We start from the raw sequence: 18,983 nt of genomic DNA, 5'->3' as shown, positions 1-18,983 counted from the left end.
TCATTATAAAAAAGAGAACCCTTTTTAAACGGTTCTCTTTTAAAGAGTATAGGCTGGAAAAAGCTATTTCTACTTCAATACAACTAACTTAATAATAGCTCATTCAAACCTTTCTGCCCAACTTGTCTCGGCAACTGCTCTAAGAGCCATTGACGGAACTGTTTGACTGTAGAAGGAATAACTCCTCTATCAGTAGGTTCTAACATACAAAAATTGGCTTGGGTACGTAATACTGTTTCAACAGGACGAACCAATGCCCCACTTTCTAAATAATCATCGACTAAAGATCCCCATGCCAAAGCTACACCCTGACCATTAATGGCCGCCTGAATGAGCAGTGGGTAATTGTTAATATTGACTCTGCTTTTAGGCTTGAACATCGGATATCCCACCAAGGTAAACCATTCAGCCCAATTGACCCAATCTTTTTGCGACTCATCTAGTGACAGCAAACTCTTTCCAAAGATGTTTTCTGGACTTTTTTCTTGAAACTGAGCCAGATAGCTAGGACTGCAAACTGGGAAAACTTCTTCGGGGAATAAAGGCGTAACTTTCATCTCGAGTGGAGGTACTTTGCAGTAAAATAAAGCTAGGTCATAATCCATTTTATGCAGGTCAAGAATATTCTCGGTAGTTAATATTCTTAAATCAATGCCTTCATTTTGTTGAAAACTCGCCACTTTAGGCAATAACCACAAGGCTGCCATAGCATTGGTTGTGACCACAGTTACTTGATGCTCTCCCTGCCATTTTTTAATTTCAGCTGTTGCTTGAGACACATCCTGTAAAGCCCCGTAAATCGTTTGATAATATTGTAAGCCAGTCGGCGTTAAAACAATATTGCGATTGGCACGGACAAATAACTCCTTCCCTAGATATTCTTCGAGTTGCCTAATCTGGCGACTTATTGCACCTTGAGTCACATTCAGTTCATTTGCTGCCTGAGTAAAACTCAGATGGCGTGCTGCCGCCTCAAATACAATCAAACTGTTCATGGGTGGCAATGGTTTAATTCTCATGGACACTCCTCATTTGTCCTCTATATCCATGTCGAACACTTATGTTTGACCACCTTGTTCAGACAAAGGCAGCTAAAAGTTCAAATGGACTTCCTTGTGATGTCGCTCAATTAACTTATTATCAATGTAATAAATTATTTCATTCTTTTAATTTCGATAAAATCTCATAAATAACGACTAATAAAAAGTGAGAAAAACGAATAGATACATGAGTTTTTCTCATTCAAAATAATTTTCCTATCCTAAAAACAAAAAGGGCTGAAAATTCAGCCCTTTTCTCATGATCACTTTACAACTTATGCATCTGTATTCAACGCCACACTCGGTTGAGCATTTCTTAATTTACGCTGCTTTAGATAATACGCCAGCATCAAACAAAGAATCCAAGCTGGGATCATCATCACTGCAATACGCATATCCGCAGTCAATGACATCACCACCAAAATACCCAGCATAAAGATCATGCAAAGATAGTTACTAAATGGATAAGCAATACTTGGGAACTTGGTGGTAACACCCTGTGCCTGCATGGTTTTGCGAAACTTTAAATGCGTCCATGAAATCACTACCCAGTTAATCACAATCGCAGCAACCACTAGCATCATGAGCAGACCAAACGCTTTCTCTGGAAATGCATAATTAAGTAAGACGCAAAGTACAGTCACAAATGCAGAAACATAGACCGCATTGGTTGGGATACCACGGCTGTTAATTTTTTTCAGGAACTTGGGTGCATTGCCCTGCTGTGCCAAACCTAAAAGCATACGGCTGCTACAATAACTGGTTCCGTTATAAACCGAGACTGCCGCAGTCAAAATCACAAAATTCAACATGGTTGCAACACCTTGGCTATCCAACGAGGCAAAGACCATCACGAATGGGCTACCGCCTTGTGCCATTTGGTTCCAAGGGAATAACGCAAATAAGATGAAAAGTGTTGCAATGTAGAAAATCAAAATACGATAGATAATTTGATTGACTGCTTTTGGCAAGGTTTTATCTGGATCACGTGCTTCAGCCGCAGTAATCCCGAATAATTCAATGCCACCAAAGGCAAAAATGATTACAGCCATTGCCATGACCAGACCTTCCACACCAAATGGGAAGAATCCACCCAATGCCCACAGGTTACTGATGCTCGCCTGTGGCCCTGCTGTACCTGTTGCAAGCAAATAAGAACCAAAAGCGATCATGGCCAAGATTGCCAAGATTTTGATGATGGAAAACCAAAACTCCATTTCACCAAAAAACTTCACATGCAGAAGGTTAATCCCGTTAATCAGGATAAAAAACACCAATGCCGAAACCCAAGTCGGGATTTCAGGCCACCAATATTGAATATACAGCCCAATAGCACTTAATTCTGCCATACAGACCAGAACATTCAGCACCCAGTAGTTCCAGCCAGACATAAAGCCTGCAAAAGAACCCCAGTATTTGTAAGCAAAATGGCTAAACGAACCACTGACTGGCTCTTGTACCACCATCTCACCTAACTGTCGCATCATCAGGAATGCAATCAAGCCTGCAATTGCATAACCCAGAATGACCGATGGACCAGCCAGTTTAATCGATTGGGAAATCCCGAGAAACAAACCTGTACCAATGGCACCACCTAGCGCGATAAGCTGGATGTGCCGATTGCTTAAACCGTGTTTCAGGTTTCCTTGTTCCTGTTTTGACATATGATTATTCTCATCCTTGTCGCGTAATTTTTCTGTCTAAAATTACGTATATCATAAGTTAATCACAAATGCCTATATCTAACCGAAAAATAATTAATTCATTTTTCGAATAACCGCGCATATAAACAGAAAATTCCATAAATAACAAATATTATGAATAATGTAATTAAATTATGTATTGCGTAATTAAATATTTTCAGTATGATAGAAATCATAAAGTACATATTTCTTGCTTGAACGATAGGATTCAAATGGGTCAAAAGATCAATATTTATTTGATTTTCATATTGTTATAGAAAGCAGGATAAAAATTTAATAGGTCTTCATAAAACGAGAGACAAGGAAAGTAAATCATGGCACAACAATTAACCTCTTTTCTTGAGATTGATCCGCAATCAGATTTCACAATACATAATTTGCCATACGGTATTTTTAGCGAGAGCCCACAAGGTGAAAAACGCGTTGGCGTTGCAATTGGTGACTGGGTACTTGACCTTGCCGCATTAGAGCAAAAAGGCTTATTACAGCTCACGACAGCAAACTGTTTTAATCAGCCAACACTGAATAAATTTATTGAAACAGGCAAAAAAAATTGGCATACGGTTCGCAGCGCCTTACAAAGCTTGTTGTCTGCGGAAAACCCAAGCTTACGTGATGATGCCGATTTACGTCAGCAGATATTGTTTAAACAAGAAAATGTGATTTTGCATTTACCGATTCAGGTGCCTGGTTATACCGACTTCTATTCATCTAAAGAACATGCCACCAATGTCGGCACCATGTTTAGAGATCCAAAGAATGCACTATTGCCGAACTGGAGCGAATTGCCTGTAGGCTATAACGGTCGTGCCAGTTCTGTGATTGTCAGTGGCAAAGACATTGTGCGCCCTTCTGGCCAAATCAAATTACCGAATGAAGAACGCCCTGTGTTCTCGGCAACACGCAAACTCGACTTTGAACTCGAGACCGCTTTTGTAGTGGGTAAAGCAACTGAACTGGGTGAGCCAATTGCCATTGAAAACGCATGGGAACATATCTTTGGCATGGTGTTGCTGAATGACTGGTCAGCACGTGATATTCAACAATGGGAATATGTCCCTTTAGGCCCCTTCAATGCCAAAACTTTTGCCAGTGCCATTTCACCGTGGGTGGTGACGATGGAAGCGCTTGAGCCATTTAAAGTCAAAGGCCCAGAACAACAGCCGAAACCTTTGGGCTATCTACAAGAAAAAACCGCAAACAGCTATGACATTCACCTGAGTGTTGAAGTTCAAACACCGCAATCTGCACAGTCTGATGTGATTTGCCAAACCAACTTCAAATATATGTATTGGTCAATGGCGCAGCAACTAACCCATCACACCATTGCAGGCTGTAATGTTCAGGTTGGCGACTTGATGGGTTCAGGCACGATTTCAGGCCCAACCGAAGACTCGTACGGTAGCTTACTGGAACTGACGTGGAACACCACTAAACCACTGAGCCTCTCAAACGGCGAAAAGCGTGGCTTCTTGGAAGATGGCGATCGTGTCGTCATGAAAGGCTATTGTGAAAAAGATGGCATTCGCGTGGGCTTTGGTGAAGTTGCCAATCGCATTTTGCCAGCACGTCACTTTAGTTTTAATGAACAAAAGGACGAGCGCTATGAAACTGTATAGTTACTTTCGTAGCTCTGCGGCCTATCGAGTGCGTATCGCACTCAACCTGAAAGAACTGCCGTATGAAACAGAAGCAGTTCATTTGGTCAAAAATGAGCAGCAACAAGCGAGCTATCGGGCACTAAACCCGAGCCAGCTTGTACCGACACTACTTGACCAAGATCAGGCCTTATTACAGTCGCTCAGCATATTGGAATATCTGGAAGAACGTTATCCAGCCAAAGCACTGTTGCCTAAAGACCTTATAGAACGTGCCAAAGTTCGTGCCTTTGCACAGACTATTGCCTGTGACATTCACCCGCTCAATAACTTGAGAGTGTTGAAGTACCTGCAAAAAGAGCTTGCAGTCAGTGATGTGCAAAAAAACAGTTGGTATCAACACTGGATTTTGGAAGGCTTTCACAGCTTAGAAATGCAATTACAGCATTCCAATGGGCAATTCTGTTTTGGTACCCAAGCCACCTTTGCAGACTGTTGTCTGATTCCTCAGGTCTATAACGCCAAGCGCTTCAAAATTGATTTAAGTGCTTTCCCAAAGATTGAGTCGATTTACCAACATTGCTTAACCCTTCCCGCATTCTTGAATGCCACACCAGAACAACAACCAGATTGGGAATAAGCTAAAAAGGAGTTTTAACATGAGCTTTGCAATTAAAAAAATTCACCACGTGGCTTATCGCTGTAAAGATGCCAAAGAAACCGTGCAATGGTACAAACAAATGCTGCACATGGATTTTATCTTGGCGTTTGCAGAAGATCATGTCCCATCGACCAAAGCCTTTGACCCGTATATGCATTTATTCTTGGATGCAGGTCAAGGCAATGTATTGGCCTTCTTTGAGCTACCGACCCAACCAGAAATGGGCCGTGATGAAAATACACCACAATGGGTGCAGCACATTGCTTTTGAAGTCGAAGACCTAGATGCATTAATGACTGCAAAATCACATCTTGAAGAAAATGGGGTTAAAGTTTTAGGTGTAACCAATCATGGTATTTTCCATTCGATTTATTTCTTCGATCCAAATGGTCATCGCCTTGAACTGACCTATAACGATGCGCATGCCGATGCCAAGATTGCAAGGATTACCGAAGAAATGAAACTGGAAATGCTGGAGGAATGGAGCCGTACCAAACGTGCCCCACACCACACCCACTTCTTACATGAAGATGAACTCGGTGCATAAACCAGATTCATCCTGTCAGGCATTAGAGTTTTAAAACTCTAATGCCTTTTTTATGGTCTAAATTTAAAGCATCAAGCTGTTTTTACTGTATCTTGCACCGCTCAAAATAAAGTGCAATATGTCTAAAAACAATTGTATGCTTATACAATTCACCGATTTGATTCATTTAAAAAGATGATTTCTATTTTGCCCAATGCTCAGGCATTATGTGCTGATTGTAAATTGTCCAAAATTGACAGCAAACAAACATTGCAAAAGAGAAGCAGCTTAAGGGTTATTGAATGATTGAAGAAAAGTTATCTGGTGGGGTTCAATCACTTGAGGTTGGCTTAGCCGTGCTCAATGCCCTTTTAGAACACAACAAACCGATTATTTTAAAAGATCTATCCAGCAAACTGGATATGCACCCTGCCAAGGTACACCGCTATCTGGTCAGCCTGATTCGTATGAATTACGCCAAGCAGCTTACCGATGGTCAGTATGCCTTGGGTGATCAGGCGTGGCGTTTGGGTCTGAACTGTATTCAACATACCGATGTGTTACAGCTGGTTCAGCACCTGATTTACGAATTACAGAATAAAATTGGTTGTGGTATCCAAATCAGCAAATGGTCGCCTAAAGGGCCTTTAGTGGTGCAATCGATTGAATCTAACCACCCGATTTCGATCGTAACCAAAGTCGGCTCAATCATGCCGTTGGTGAATTCAGCAGCAGGTCGTGTGTTTGCCTCTTATATGCCTGAAGCCGTAATCAAGCCGCTGATGCAAGCGGAATGGGAAAAAGCGGCTCATAACCATTATCCGATTAAACCGACTGATTGGGATGAGTTTCTGCTACTTAAAGAAAATGTATTGCAGCACGGCATGTCGATTGCTCAAGGTGATCTTCTGGTCGGGATCAATGCCGTTGGTCTACCAATCTTTAATGCGCATCATTCCATGGAATTTTGTATTGTGGCACTGGACAGTGAAATGTTTTTCTCGGTGCGTGAAGGTAGTGAAAACTTAGAACTATTTAAACGTGAAGTTGCAGCGATTAATCAATATATTCAAACCCGTTAATTTTTCATCCATATAAAAAGCCAAGAATTCAATTCTTGGCTTTTTTATTTCATTTGAATGTAATTACTTTGCTTCTAACACACCACGGCGGATCTGGTCACGTTCGATTGATTCAAACAATGCCTTGAAGTTACCTTCGCCAAAACCATCATCATCTTTACGTTGAATAAATTCAAAGAACACAGGCCCAAGCATGTTTTGCGAGAAAATCTGTAACAGCAGTTTTTTCTGGCCATCTTTGGTATTGCCATCCAGTAAGATACCACGTTTTTGCAGTTCTTCAGTTGGTTCACCATGATTCGGCAAACGTTCTTTCAACATTTCATAATAGGTTTCAGGCGGCGCTGTCATAAACTGCATGCCGATCCCTTTTAACTTGTCCCATGTTGAAAGCAAGTCATCGGTAATAAACGCGATATGCTGAATACCTTCACCATTGAAATCTGCCAAGAACTCTGCAATTTGACCATTGCCCTTGTCTGAATCTTCATTCAATGGAATACGAATCATGCCATCTGGTGCAGTCAACGCTTTAGAGGTTAAACCGGTATATTCGCCTTTGATGTCAAAGTAACGAATTTCTTGGAAATTAAAGATTTTTTCATAGAAGTTCGCCCAATATTCCATACGTCCTTTATAGACGTTATGGGTTAAATGGTCGATTTCGTTCAGGCCTGCACCTTTTGGATTTCTGTCCGCATCATCAAAGAAAACGAAGTCATTTTCATAGATATCACGGTCAACCAAGAAAATTGGCATGCCACCAATTCCTTTAATCGCAGGGATATTCAATTCCATTGGCCCAGCTTGTGAATACATTGGCTCTGCACCAAGTTCCACTGCTTTGCTAAATGCTTTGGCTGCATCGCGAGTTCTGAAACCCATTGCACATGCTGAAGGGCCATGTTCTTTAAAGAAGAATGAAGCATAAGATTCAGGCTGGTAGTTCAAGATAATGTTGATATTACCCTGACGCCATAAATAAACTTTTTTAGATTTATGCTTTGCGACTTTGGAAAAACCGATGGTCTCAAAGATTTGATCTAATCCGTTTTCCGTCGAAACAAATTCAATAAAAGCAAAACCACATAGTTCTAATGGGTTATCTAAAATGTCCATCTAGTTTCCCTTATTTAGATAAATTCATCCGTTTCATGCTCTGCATAGGTCTTATTCTTCAATTGCTTAAAAAGCTGTCTAAAAGCATCAACCTATACATGCGTTATCAGAAAAGGCGACAGGTGTTTTTATAAGTATGTAAAAGCATCCATGTTTAAGCCCTTTCCGTCCATGAGTCAGCCAAATGAAGAAATCATCGTTCTTGATCTTGGCTCTCAGCTATAAATTCATGCTACAAGAAAGTTTTAATTTATGCAATACATAATTAAATTATGTTATGTGTAATTTTATTGGTTTTTTACTTGAGCATAAAGGCCACTATTAAAGAAGAAATCGGTGTATTGCTAAATCAGACCATGGTCTTGAGTGCATCAGAAATAATAGGGCTCAGGCCAAAAAAAACTGTCTTAAATCTTTAACAAAGTTCGATTAGTTTAAGTAACTAATGTCTTTAAATGAAAGAGATGATTGAGCAATGACCCATACGCTGATCTTCGAACAGTTGACTCAACTGATTGAAAACTATAGTCACGAGCACAGTGGCAGGCCACAAAAGATCTTGATTGGTTATAAAGCCTATTATGACTTGATGGGAAATTCGAGTTTTGCCACAGAGGTTACAGAATCGGCATTAAACCCCAATAAAAGAAAGTATAAGAAGATTAAAATTAAAGTTACCAAAGATGATTATCAACTCGAACTCGAATAGTGTTCTGGCTTACCATTAAATCTTTGGCTTTCTTACCATACAAAATACTCAGCAAGTAATGGCGCTGCGGCCTCAGCACCACCCGCTGCGATACCCGCGCTCAAGGCATTATTACCACCTGTCGCGGCAACAGCTGCACCTAAAATCGTATGAGCCAAGATATGCGCTGCACTGCCTTCAGCATCTTTACCCTTAAAGTACTGACAAATTTCATAGCTTGCCGCTGGACTCAATGTCGAGGCTGCAATACCTGCACCACTCGCAGTAGGTGCGGACAAGCCTGCCGACACCATATCTAATAACACACCCGCTTTTTGCCACTGACTGGCATCTTTCCCTGCGGCTTTTAACTCATCAATCTGCTTATTGATTTCAGCCTTAGCTTCTTGACGATTGGCATCAAACTTCTTGGTCACATCCATCTGTAGATTAATTTCTTTCTGAACCTTGTCCTTATCAAACACATTGTTCAGAGCACCACTGTTCTCGCGCGCTGTATCCGTCGTAACATCGGTTAAAATCTCAGATTTAATCTGCTCCGCAGTTTTTCCTGTCAGTTGCTGCTGACCTGACTCATTAGTGATGGTGATATTTTTCGTATTCACTCCACTCTTGGTCACACTACTGTCTTGATCACTGTCCAGACCAAAACCAATCGACTTGCTTACACCCACTTGGCTTGAAGCATGCCCGTCAATCTTATTCGGCTTCGACAGCACCGTATCCGGTTGCTTGTCGCCTTTGCTGTTGGTTGCTCCAGCATTGAAGCCAGCACCCACCGAAATACCTTTGGCATCATACTCACTGACATTTCGCAGCTCAGAATGCGTCAATGTTCCCGTGCTGAGGCTGTTTTTATTCTGCGTCTCGGCAAGTTGGGTCGAAGTAATAATTGCACCTTTCAGATCAGTATTGTTATTAAATTTAACTATCTGTTTTTTTAACAAAACTTAAAAAACTGAGTTCTATGCTAAACTCAGCTTTTAAAACTTTTATTAAATTATAACAACTATTTTTTTGTAAAAAAAACCTCATCGTCTTCAAGATTATCATCATCAATAAAAACAGGTGTTACAGTGGATTTATTAAAAAACAAATAATCGCCATCTATGTTTTCCACAAAAACACCACTACTCCACTTGTTTTCTAAAAATAATTTCTTTAATTTTTCCACTATTGTTTTTGGGCTTTGATCTTCAACTCTATAAAGATCAACAATTGTTTCAGCATCTCCCCTTAAATATCTATATGTGCACAAACATTTAATATTTTCATCAACATCCAAATAACCGCCATTGAAAAAATCATCCTGTTCTAACACTTTAATTTCAGAAGGTTTTATATTAAAAACTTCATAAATAAAACTCTCAATTAAGGTCGTATCTAATCTTTTTTCAAAAAAAATACTCATTTTGAATTTTCCTTTAAAACTTTAAGTGCAGCACTTCTTGCCTGTGGAGTAATCTTCATACTCTTTAAAATAGTCTCTGCTGTATCTGTTCTACCAAATTTATTATAAACACCTAATGCATTATAAGCTCCTCTATCCAGCGCATGAACACCAGGTCCAGAATGAGGATACAATTGACCATTACTTTTTTCAGCATACACTCTTCCATTCGGAAGTTTATGTAGAAGGTCACCTGTATTAGTATCTCTACCAATATTTTTTGCACTCCCACTTTTAATCATCTGGGTATCTTTATCCATATTTACCGATCGAGTTACGACTGTATTATTTTCTTTCGTTTGAGATTTTTGTGTAACAGAGGAAGCATTATGACGTGCATTAGGTGCTCTGATATTTTTTAAAGATTCATCTTGACCATCATCAGGTTCTGGTGGCATACCTGTTGCAGAATTACCAGAAGTTGATGGTAATGACTTTGGTGTAGACTTTTTATCTTTATCCTCAGATTGCTCACTTAAAATTGCAGCACCTACTGCTCCTAATGCATTTACTGTCGCACTTACGCAAGCTGGACTTTTTGCACTTGCGCCTGCTGCCATTGCAAACGCCTCTCCAGCCCCGACAATAAGAGGATAATAGCTATCCGTTGCATCAACTTTTTGGCTTTGTGAAAGCTCTATAATCAAGTTTCCAAATAGTAGCTGATCTTCTAGACTGAGTTTTTGATTTTCTTGCTCAATTTTATTTGCTATAGCATGTGCCTGTTTCGCCCCATCTATTGCCTGCCCTGTAACTTTAAGTGCTTGTACAATATTACCAACTGTAATTCCAGCTTCTTGACGATTGGCATCAAACTTCTTGGTCACTTCCATCTGTAGATTGATTTCTTTATTAAATAAATTTACAGAGTTAGGCCGACCTCACACCCAAGTTTTCACTTAAAGTTAAGCAACTTAGGAAAGCTCTATCTTTAAAATCTTTATGCAACAAAGCCTCAAAATTATCAAAAGAGGCTCCTAAAATAAAAAGCCTTGAATTAAAACTCAAGGCCTTTTATATAAATTATTTTTATTTATTCTCACTTCTTCACTTAACACGTTTCCCCCATTCTTCCACCGGAATATTATACTCATCCAATTCATCTTCTTTTAAATCACTTACTGCTTTCATATATAAACCAGGCCAATGATCCTCTTCTGGTATATAAGAAAATTCTGTATTAAATCCACCCTCTTCAGTCAAAGTTATTCTATAGTTAGTCCATTTTTCTTTAAAAATTTCTAAAGATCTTAACTCATCAATTAATGTACATATTTTTTTCAATTTCATAAACTCTTTCACCAAATGGAAACGTTTCGATTCTTCCATTTTTAAGAAGCCATTTCGCTCCCCCCGAGAAATGCTCAGGATAAATATCCCCAATAAAATATATTTCAACTGCATCTTCTGGCATTATTGACCATAATAACTTGCCTAGATTTTGATAAATCTCATTTTCATTCATATCTTATTTACCTGTAGAAGTATTTTTTAAAGTTAAAATTCTTGGCTTTCCAGAATCAATATTTTGAGTATTGTAGATTTCTCACTTTCGGGTGTGTTTTTGTTGGTGTCCCTAATAAATTTTCTTTGTTTATTAAAGGTACATACTCTTGTTTACCACTTGGCTTATTACTCCATAAATCATCATCTCTATGAGCATTATTTTCAACAGTTTGCTTTTTCGCATCAACTTCTGCTACTTTCTCAGTTGTTTTGACCTCACTCTTAACACCTTGAGATAACTTCCCACCAACTTTACCTAATAAAACTGCTTCTGCAATTGCAGCAGCTCCGCCTAGTGCATCTTGGCTTAGACTGAGCTCTGGCTTTCCATTATTAACGCTAAATACTTCATTTTTCCTTATCAAATTCTTTTAGTTTTTCTAGAAAAATTTGCCAAGGCTCTGGAACGCCTTCAACTATATCTATATATAAATCCCAATCCTCTTTTAATATATTATATAGAACAGGATGCATTTGACGAATATCATTATCTAAAGCGGCCTTGAACTCAAATAACTCAGATGAATCATTACTAGTTATATCTATTTCACTTTCAAAAAAAACCCTCAGCCCAATATAATTTTCTATCATTGATAAGTAGTGATATTTTCCATCTGTAAAATATATAGAGCATACCATTCCTTTCAATCCTGAATCTCTCTCAACGAATCTCATTTTATTCACTCCAAGTTGGTCTGATAATTACTCTCCACCGCATTCTGCGCAGACTGTCCACCTTGAACTGTACTTGATACATCACCAGTGGTTGCACCAACAGCGCTCCCTGCTAAACCGACAATAGAGCTAATTGTAGATTTCTCACTAGCTGTTAAATCTTTGACTTCTTTTCCATACAAATACTCAGCAAGTAACGGTGCTGCGGCCTCAGCACTACCTGCTGCAATACCCGCGCTCAAGGCATTATTACCACCTGTCGCGGCAACTGCTGCACCTAAAATCGTATGAGCCAAGATATGCGCTGCACTACCTTCAGCATCTTTACCCTTAAAGTATTGACCAATTTCATAGCTTGCCGCTGGACTCAATGTCGAGACGGCAATACCTGTACCACTCGCAGTAGGTGCGGACAAGCCTGCCGATACCATATCTTCTATTTGGCAATTGATAAATATAAAAATATTTTCGATCTACAACCTTATAAAATAGCTACATTCTTACTTCACCATTTTGCATTAAAATTATATTTTCCGAACCAAACCTCTCTTTTATAATCAGGGAGTTATGCAGTCTCTCTTTTCATCTAAGTTTATATTTTGCTTTTAATGAACTTTAGTTTAGAAAACAAATTAATCGCATCTTCATCACGATCTAAAATATCATCTAACAAATTGTTTTCAGCCAAAGCCCAATGCAGTAACATAAAACTACTATTACCATCACTACCAATATAAACCACATCAAAACTAAATTTAGGATCAATAACTTCAACATCCTTCTGACGAAATGCAGCTATACTATCCTCACCAACGGCTATACCATAAAAATAAATATCCTTATTATAATGATATAGACCATAAACATTTACTTCTCCACCATACTCTTTATCAATTACACGCATAAAATAGCTCACTTCAATTTACTTTTTTGTTCATACAAAGGTTTACTAACAATTTTCATGTCATAAACCTTTTCTTTCACACTATTTTATCTGCCAATTTTTATATATTTCTCAAGCATTAAAAACAGCATCTAAAAAAAGAAGAAAACAGCTGTTTTATTTTCTATGGCTGTTAAAATAATTTTTTTATACTACACCACAGCTCCTCCAAACCGCTATATTTATAGGAATACTCTATTGTCAAATCTAAAGCCTTAGGCAAGTCCTTATAGGAAATACTTTCATCTTCATAGTTATCGATTAATAACCCTAGATGCTTATTTAGACAATTAAAATAATCAATTTTTTCTAAAGCCTCATAATCACTTTGGGAAATATTTAACTCTATCAGATCCCCTTCAATATTTTCATCAAAATCTAATCTTAATTTAGCTTGTTCGGATATAGTGGCACAAATGGTTTTCATGATCTTGTTCCTAATAAGTTACTTTATCAATTTTAAAATGAGTTACCTCATTATATTCAGCTTGCGACCTACCAGACTTCTTACCATTTGGTAAAGTCTTGTTGCTTGGAACATTCCCATTCAAGTCTAAATACTTCCTTTTACCTTTTAAAGATGGATCAATGACTCTAAAATACCTCCTTTTAAATCATAAACCACCAATGAAAATTTGGTAACAAATTTAAAGAGCTAGTGTCGTTCAATAAAGCTAAGTAATTAAAAGGATATTTAAATCCTTGAGTAAAATATCACAAGGATAAGGTTTAAAAATTTCTACCTCCATTATTTAACTACCTTAAGACCATATAGTACGCAAACTTAACTTATAGTATTACTCTCTATCTTAATTTATCATCTTCTCAAAAAATATTTAGGTATCATTCAGTACAAAGTTCAACCACTTATCAAAATTTTCTTTTTTATAAAAATTTTTTTATTCGCTAAGTCATATACAAATACTCTAGAGTTACCGCTATGATCTGTTAAATCAAAGCAGGCTGCCCAATCTCCATCTCTAGCGAATTCAACTAAGTTTCTATGTCCTGTTAAATTATAATAAATATCCTTAAAAAAGCCGCACTTGAAGTACGGCTAGAATCATTACTGTGGTATTTATATAGCATTACCGTATATTTTGGTTGAACTTACTTCTTTTTCTATAACAATTCCAACAACTTACTTATAGATCTTTTAACCAATCTGGTTCTTCAACTTCAGGTACATGACTATATTCTCTATTATCAACTACAGGAAGCCATCCACTTCCTGATTCGAACATAGACAGGTTTTCAATAATATATAAATCATTCTCAAGCTTAGATAAAGTAATTAATCCATATTTATAATGAAGATACTCTCCACCAGCACCTGCAGATACTCTTAAATCAATTTCTTTATAATCCCAACCTGTTACAAGACCTGTAACCTGAGGATAAGCGACTAAAAAGTCGATTTCAAATTTTTCAGCAATCTTACATAAACACGGTATTTGTGATGTTTTAAGCATATTTTCTGTATGAAGATCGTCTTCGAATTTAGCATGAACTTGTAACATTACTTAAAACTCCTTGGGATTATAGCCTCATAGCCTCACCAGTAAACGCTTTTTTAAAGCGTCTCAAGTGGACTAAAATAACTTTTACCATGTGGATCTCTAACTTACAAAAATTTATCTCCCTAATTTTTATAACTGAATTACAAGCTCTAGCTAACTTACCAACTAAAGTAGTAATACACAAACCATATAAAAAAGCATGCCAATATGACATGCTTTTAAATTAAGAAAAACAAACTACAAAATTTTATGATTTTTCATCATAAATAAACTTCGTATGAGCCCTGCCATTTTCATCCAGTGTAAGAATAAGCTTAGTCCATACTCCTCCTGTATGTTCCTGTACTAATCTATGAAGCTCTTCCAGCAGATACTGCTGCCCGATTCCATGTGCAACATAAGGCGCAAGTGTATTTGCTACAACCTGCATATCGGTTTGTCCACCCAATGCACCTGTCACTGCCATATCAAATATCAGTAACTGTTAGATCAGGTTTGAGCTAGTACAATTTAAATAAGTTTACTCTTGCTCACTTAAGCTCAAACTTTGCTATTATTTGTCTATAATGAATTGATTTTCTTTCTTCTTACATGTTTATTCATCTGGATCAACATCCCATAAACTAGAATTTGGATTCGCATATTCACCATTTTCTATGACAGAACACCATCCAACACCATTCACGAACATGCTCAATGCAACAATAGCGAACTTCTTTTCAGCAATCTGATTTAGTGTGATTAAACTTCTCTTATAATACAAATATTCCCCTCCTGTTCCAGCAGGCACTCTATGATTTAGATCATGCCATGACCACTCTAGAACCTGTCCAGACACATTAGGTACAGTTTCAAAAAAATCAATCATAAAAGTATCACTTATTCTAACTAAACAAGGAATATTTTCACAATCTAACATCATTTCTGAATAGATATTATTAGGTAAATCTAAATTTAAATTTAACATTTATTTATAATTCCTTGGAACAATTGCTTCGCCAGTAAATGCTTTTTTAAAAGTATCGACTGGGCTAAAATAGCTTTTACCATGTGGATCACGTATGGCAACTACCTTCTGACCATTTTTCTCTGTAATACCATCTACTACAACAAAATGTGAAAACTCTTTTGGGTTCTTAGGGTCAGCAATACGAACTATCACAGGTTTACCATTACTAGTATAACGGCTAAGATCATTTAATGTACGTGCAGAAAAGTTGTAGACATCTATATTGTTGTCTTTCATTATTTTTGCAACTTCCTGTGGATATAATCCATCAATCTTATATCCATATTTTTGCATCAGTTGATCAACATTTACTGGCTTACCCAAAGTATCTAATACCATAGCACATGAATTATGCCCACATGTCGGAGACTGGCCTTGATTTAAAACTAGTCTATCTGTATTTCTTGGTATTGCATCCTTAGCAAGTGGATTCTTTGATGATGGTGAAAATACATTCCCACCTAGCATTTGTTCGGTAATCTCTTTACCGTACTGTTTTTCAATTGCTTTTAATACATCATCACTAACACGAGTTACACCTGAAACTGTCTTAGTAAATCCTAAACCTAACATTGAGGCTTTTGCCATTTGCCTTTCATTTGGCGTTATTTGCTCACCCGTTAACGGATCGTATTCAGCCCCTAAAACTGCTGCAAGTTGGCGAACTGTCATGTCATTAATTACAGTGCCAACCTTATTACCTAAAGTCTTTTCTGGAATTGGTGCTATAGAATTTTGAGTTGTCCCACTGATACAACCTAAATCTTTCCCTGCTCTCGCATCTTCAACTAATTGGGTTTCTTTCTTTGAATAACCATTGGTCTCATTCAGAAGCCCCATTGTTTCCGTCGATATTCCAAGCCGCTTCAGTAACTGAATCGTTTCTTTCATTTCAGGTGAAGCATCACTTGCCAGAATTTGCTCTAAATGATTTTTTACACAAGAAGCATCATTGGTCTGTGCACAAGTTTTAAAATGCTCATCAAGGATCTTATCCGCTTTTCTTAACGCCGATATTCCTCGCTCAATACAGCCTCTATCACTTGGACTGCATTTTTGAAGTTGTTTATTAACGACCTTCAGTGTCGCTTTAGTTTGATAATTATTCTCCACCGCATTCTGGGCAGACTGTCCACCTTGAACTGTACTTGATACATCACCTGTGGTTGCACCAACAGCACTCCCTGCTAAACCGACAATAGAGCTAATTGTAGATTTCTCACTTGCGGTTAGATCTTTAGCTTTCTTACCATACAAATACTCGGCAAGTAACGGCGCTGCGGCCTCAGCACCACCTGCTGCAATACCCGCACTCAAGGCATTATTACCACCTGTCGCGGCAACTGCTGCACCTAAAATCGTATGAGCCAAGATATGCGCTGCACTGCCTTGAGCATCTTTACCCTTAAAGTACTGACAAATTTCATAGCTTGCCGCTGGACTCAATGTCGAGGCTGCAATACCTGCACCACTCGCAGTAGGTGCGGACAAGCCTGCCGACACCATATCTCATGACACACCCGCTTTTGCCACTGACTGGCATCTTTCCTAAAAATTTTACTCTATCTTTCCAGATCAAAGGCAAAACCTATACATAAAAAGCCGCATTAAAAATACGGCTAAAAATGATTACATCTAACTCATTTTCTCTTTACTTAATTCCAAATTCAACCAATCACAATTAATACAAATCATTTTTTTATAATTTTCTTCTGTATAATAATCAGAAGCATCTACATTATTATTTACACCTTGAATCATATGTGGTGAATTCTTTGACTGCCCCCAATCAATCCAAAAATTTGATAACTCTAATAAACCATACATTGGGTCTAAGCTCAACCCGTTAAGCTTCAAGTCCAAACAAACTAATAACCACTTATGAGACGATTTTGAAATATCAATATTTAAAGTATTTACTACTTTTCTCAACAGATTCAGAACATCATCTCGCGCAGTATCTTTATCTACAACTAACAATTCATTTAAGACTTCAGTTAATTCGTGGGCAACAACTTCTGTCCTTAGAAAATAATCTTCGACAAAACTACTTACCATCTCATTACTTAAACAACCATATTCTGGAACTCCTATATATCCAATATAGATAGCTCCAAAATCATCAAAATTAAGCTGTTTAAGTTTTTCATATGCTTGAGTTATCATGGTTTAGTTGGCACCCCTGTAATTTTACCATTTGGAATAAACATTATATGCGAGACTCCACCTAATTTAGGATCAACTATCCATTCAAAACGACCAACAGTACCATTCATACTACCTTCTTGTTGCCAGATTCTTCCTTACTGTACAGAATTTTACTTATATTTAAACTTCAACCATCAAAATAAAAAAGCCATTAATTTCAAATGGCTTTTTTATGAATCACCAATTAAATACTATTCATGAAGTAAATTCAAAAAATCATCAAAGTTAGCGGCAACATTATTTACAACCATTGAGCTTTTCCCACTTTTATCATCGACAAAATCATCATGATATACTAATACTACTTTAGGATCTGAGCTTTCTGTATTATCTCTATAATTAAAACAGATATAATCTCCATTCGCACATATACCAAAAATAACAAGATGCTCCACACCATAATTACTCAGGTCAGAAATATTCTCTTGCTCTCTCAAAATATTCCCATCTGAATGATTATCTTTAAAACTTAAGAAGTTTAGATCTCTCTCATCAGGTTTATTGTAGATATTTATGAAATCAAAAATATTTTTCTCAAATATTACAGCATCATGATCCTTTATCAAATTGATGTAATTTTTTGGAAAAGCATATCCAATTTGATTTTGAGCTTTAACAATTTCATCTAGTGAATTTTGACCATTATTCGATAAATTTCCATAATTCTTTCCATTACTTACATTTAAACCTCAATCATCAAAATAAAAAGCCATTAATTTTTAAATGGCTTTTTATAAATAACAAATTAAGTACTAATCATGGAGTAATTTTAAAAAATCATCAAAGCTATCCGCCACTTTAACAACACGCATTTTTTTATTACCATATTCATCTTCGATGAGATCATCATGATACATTATTATTACTAATGGATTATCTGATTCAGGATTTTGGCGATAATCAAATGATAAGTAATCACCTCTTCCATTAAGACCAAAGACAATTACATTATCATAACCTAAACCATCATAATCCTGAAACTTAACAATGTTATCAGCGCCAATTTCATCTCCATACGCACAAAACCCTATACTAGACTCACCAACATTACCATTAGAATCTATATAGTTAAAACAATTTTCCAAAAATTGAACACCATTATGTTTCTCCATTAACTCCATGTATTTTTCAGGTAAAGTTAATCCATAGGTATTTATAAATTCAACCAGAAAACTTTTATTAATAGATCCAAAATCATACATTACAGTTAAATTTTTCATTTTTTATCACTTAA

23 protein-coding genes and 2 pseudogenes are annotated in these 18,983 nt (G+C 37.2%); 5 read left to right on the top strand and 20 right to left on the bottom strand.

The annotated features are described in order from the left end of the window. Positions 1 to 83: 83 nt before the first annotated feature. Positions 84 to 1,019, bottom strand: a complete 936-nt coding sequence (locus tag Aba26S_RS01600) for a LysR substrate-binding domain-containing protein (protein WP_043969845.1) — start codon at positions 1,017 to 1,019, stop codon at positions 84 to 86. A gap of 296 nt (positions 1,020 to 1,315) precedes the next feature. After that, complete coding sequence (locus tag Aba26S_RS01595) at positions 1,316 to 2,704, bottom strand: amino acid permease (protein WP_005241221.1); 1,389 nt, start codon at positions 2,702 to 2,704, stop codon at positions 1,316 to 1,318. Positions 2,705 to 3,057: 353 nt separating this feature from the next. On the opposite strand from Aba26S_RS01595, the gene fahA reads away from it, so the two are divergent. The 4 genes from fahA to Aba26S_RS01575 all read left to right on the top strand — a co-directional run bounded on the left by fahA (position 3,058) and on the right by Aba26S_RS01575 (position 6,610). Continuing rightward, positions 3,058 to 4,362 carry a fumarylacetoacetase gene (fahA, locus tag Aba26S_RS01590; RefSeq protein WP_043969844.1) on the top strand — a complete coding sequence of 435 codons (1,305 nt, stop codon included), beginning with the start codon at positions 3,058 to 3,060 and terminating at the stop codon, positions 4,360 to 4,362. After that, complete coding sequence (gene maiA, locus Aba26S_RS01585) at positions 4,349 to 4,981, top strand: maleylacetoacetate isomerase (protein ID WP_043969843.1); 633 nt, start codon at positions 4,349 to 4,351, stop codon at positions 4,979 to 4,981. The genes fahA and maiA overlap by 14 nt, the downstream gene beginning before the upstream one ends. A 19-nt stretch (positions 4,982 to 5,000) precedes the next feature. After that, positions 5,001 to 5,549, top strand: a complete 549-nt coding sequence (locus tag Aba26S_RS01580) for a VOC family protein (RefSeq protein WP_005241216.1) — start codon at positions 5,001 to 5,003, stop codon at positions 5,547 to 5,549. 281 nt (positions 5,550 to 5,830) lie between these two features. Next, complete coding sequence (locus Aba26S_RS01575) at positions 5,831 to 6,610, top strand: IclR family transcriptional regulator (RefSeq protein WP_043969842.1); 780 nt, start codon at positions 5,831 to 5,833, stop codon at positions 6,608 to 6,610. Between the two features lie 63 nt (positions 6,611 to 6,673). Here the strand turns inward: Aba26S_RS01575 and hppD are convergent, their stop codons facing one another. Next, entirely contained in the window at positions 6,674 to 7,729 is a 1,056-nt protein-coding gene (gene hppD, locus Aba26S_RS01570; RefSeq protein WP_005189102.1) for a 4-hydroxyphenylpyruvate dioxygenase, read from the bottom strand. 475 nt (positions 7,730 to 8,204) lie between these two features. On the opposite strand from hppD, the gene Aba26S_RS21245 reads away from it, so the two are divergent. Beyond that, complete coding sequence (locus Aba26S_RS21245; protein WP_005241208.1) at positions 8,205 to 8,438, top strand: hypothetical protein; 234 nt, start codon at positions 8,205 to 8,207, stop codon at positions 8,436 to 8,438. Here the strand turns inward: Aba26S_RS21245 and Aba26S_RS21310 are convergent. The 17 genes and pseudogenes from Aba26S_RS21310 to Aba26S_RS01490 all read right to left on the bottom strand — a co-directional run. Next, positions 8,437 to 9,367, bottom strand: a pseudogene (locus tag Aba26S_RS21310) (hypothetical protein); the annotation flags it as partial. The gene Aba26S_RS21245 and the pseudogene Aba26S_RS21310 overlap by 2 nt on opposite strands. An 80-nt stretch (positions 9,368 to 9,447) precedes the next feature. Then, a complete protein-coding gene (locus Aba26S_RS01555) occupies positions 9,448 to 9,849 on the bottom strand; it encodes a hypothetical protein (RefSeq protein WP_043969841.1) in 402 nt (133 codons plus the stop codon). Continuing rightward, the gene (locus Aba26S_RS01550) at positions 9,846 to 10,721 is read right to left on the bottom strand and encodes a hypothetical protein (protein ID WP_052500211.1); all 876 of its coding nucleotides are present in this window, start codon (positions 10,719 to 10,721) and stop codon (positions 9,846 to 9,848) included. Before Aba26S_RS01550 ends, Aba26S_RS01555 begins: the two co-directional genes overlap by 4 nt. Before the next feature lie 214 nt (positions 10,722 to 10,935). Further along, positions 10,936 to 11,178 (bottom strand): hypothetical protein, encoded by a 243-nt coding sequence (locus Aba26S_RS21305; protein ID WP_245106564.1) that lies wholly within the window; start codon positions 11,176 to 11,178, stop codon positions 10,936 to 10,938. After that, positions 11,147 to 11,353, bottom strand: coding sequence for a hypothetical protein (locus tag Aba26S_RS21300; RefSeq protein WP_227541453.1), 207 nt, complete (start codon positions 11,351 to 11,353; stop codon positions 11,147 to 11,149). The genes Aba26S_RS21305 and Aba26S_RS21300 overlap by 32 nt, the downstream gene beginning before the upstream one ends. Positions 11,354 to 11,408: 55 nt before the next feature. Then, positions 11,409 to 11,759 (bottom strand): hypothetical protein, encoded by a 351-nt coding sequence (locus tag Aba26S_RS01540; protein ID WP_043969840.1) that lies wholly within the window; start codon positions 11,757 to 11,759, stop codon positions 11,409 to 11,411. Then, positions 11,743 to 12,069, bottom strand: coding sequence for a hypothetical protein (locus Aba26S_RS21065; protein ID WP_043969839.1), 327 nt, complete (start codon positions 12,067 to 12,069; stop codon positions 11,743 to 11,745). The genes Aba26S_RS01540 and Aba26S_RS21065 overlap by 17 nt, the downstream gene beginning before the upstream one ends. Before the next feature lie 23 nt (positions 12,070 to 12,092). Beyond that, a pseudogene (locus tag Aba26S_RS01535) lies at positions 12,093 to 12,503 on the bottom strand (VENN motif pre-toxin domain-containing protein); the annotation flags it as partial. 158 nt (positions 12,504 to 12,661) lie between these two features. After that, complete coding sequence (locus tag Aba26S_RS01530; protein ID WP_043969837.1) at positions 12,662 to 12,973, bottom strand: hypothetical protein; 312 nt, start codon at positions 12,971 to 12,973, stop codon at positions 12,662 to 12,664. Positions 12,974 to 13,145: 172 nt separating this feature from the next. Further along, positions 13,146 to 13,439 (bottom strand): hypothetical protein, encoded by a 294-nt coding sequence (locus Aba26S_RS01525; protein ID WP_043969836.1) that lies wholly within the window; start codon positions 13,437 to 13,439, stop codon positions 13,146 to 13,148. A gap of 718 nt (positions 13,440 to 14,157) precedes the next feature. Then, on the bottom strand, positions 14,158 to 14,532 hold the full coding sequence (locus Aba26S_RS01520) for a hypothetical protein (protein WP_016652558.1): 375 nt from the start codon (positions 14,530 to 14,532) through the stop codon (positions 14,158 to 14,160). 247 nt (positions 14,533 to 14,779) lie between these two features. After that, positions 14,780 to 14,998, bottom strand: coding sequence for a hypothetical protein (locus Aba26S_RS01515; protein WP_016652559.1), 219 nt, complete (start codon positions 14,996 to 14,998; stop codon positions 14,780 to 14,782). A 129-nt stretch (positions 14,999 to 15,127) separates the two neighbouring features. Beyond that, a complete protein-coding gene (locus Aba26S_RS01510) occupies positions 15,128 to 15,499 on the bottom strand; it encodes a hypothetical protein (protein WP_016652560.1) in 372 nt (123 codons plus the stop codon). Then, on the bottom strand, positions 15,500 to 17,032 hold the full coding sequence (locus Aba26S_RS01505; RefSeq protein WP_227541451.1) for a cysteine peptidase family C39 domain-containing protein: 1,533 nt from the start codon (positions 17,030 to 17,032) through the stop codon (positions 15,500 to 15,502). 144 nt (positions 17,033 to 17,176) lie between these two features. Further along, the gene (locus Aba26S_RS01500) at positions 17,177 to 17,707 is read right to left on the bottom strand and encodes a DUF2247 family protein (RefSeq protein ID WP_043969835.1); all 531 of its coding nucleotides are present in this window, start codon (positions 17,705 to 17,707) and stop codon (positions 17,177 to 17,179) included. A gap of 233 nt (positions 17,708 to 17,940) precedes the next feature. Beyond that, positions 17,941 to 18,369, bottom strand: coding sequence for an SMI1/KNR4 family protein (locus Aba26S_RS01495; RefSeq protein WP_043969834.1), 429 nt, complete (start codon positions 18,367 to 18,369; stop codon positions 17,941 to 17,943). Between the two features lie 132 nt (positions 18,370 to 18,501). Further along, on the bottom strand, positions 18,502 to 18,969 hold the full coding sequence (locus tag Aba26S_RS01490) for an SMI1/KNR4 family protein (RefSeq protein WP_227541450.1): 468 nt from the start codon (positions 18,967 to 18,969) through the stop codon (positions 18,502 to 18,504). Between the last annotated feature and the right edge of the window lie 14 nt (positions 18,970 to 18,983).

It is taken from the genome of Acinetobacter sp. NBRC 110496 (assembly GCF_000876115.1).
Classification (GTDB): domain Bacteria; phylum Pseudomonadota; class Gammaproteobacteria; order Pseudomonadales; family Moraxellaceae; genus Acinetobacter.
This window is presented reverse-complemented; position numbering and strand designations above follow the sequence as displayed.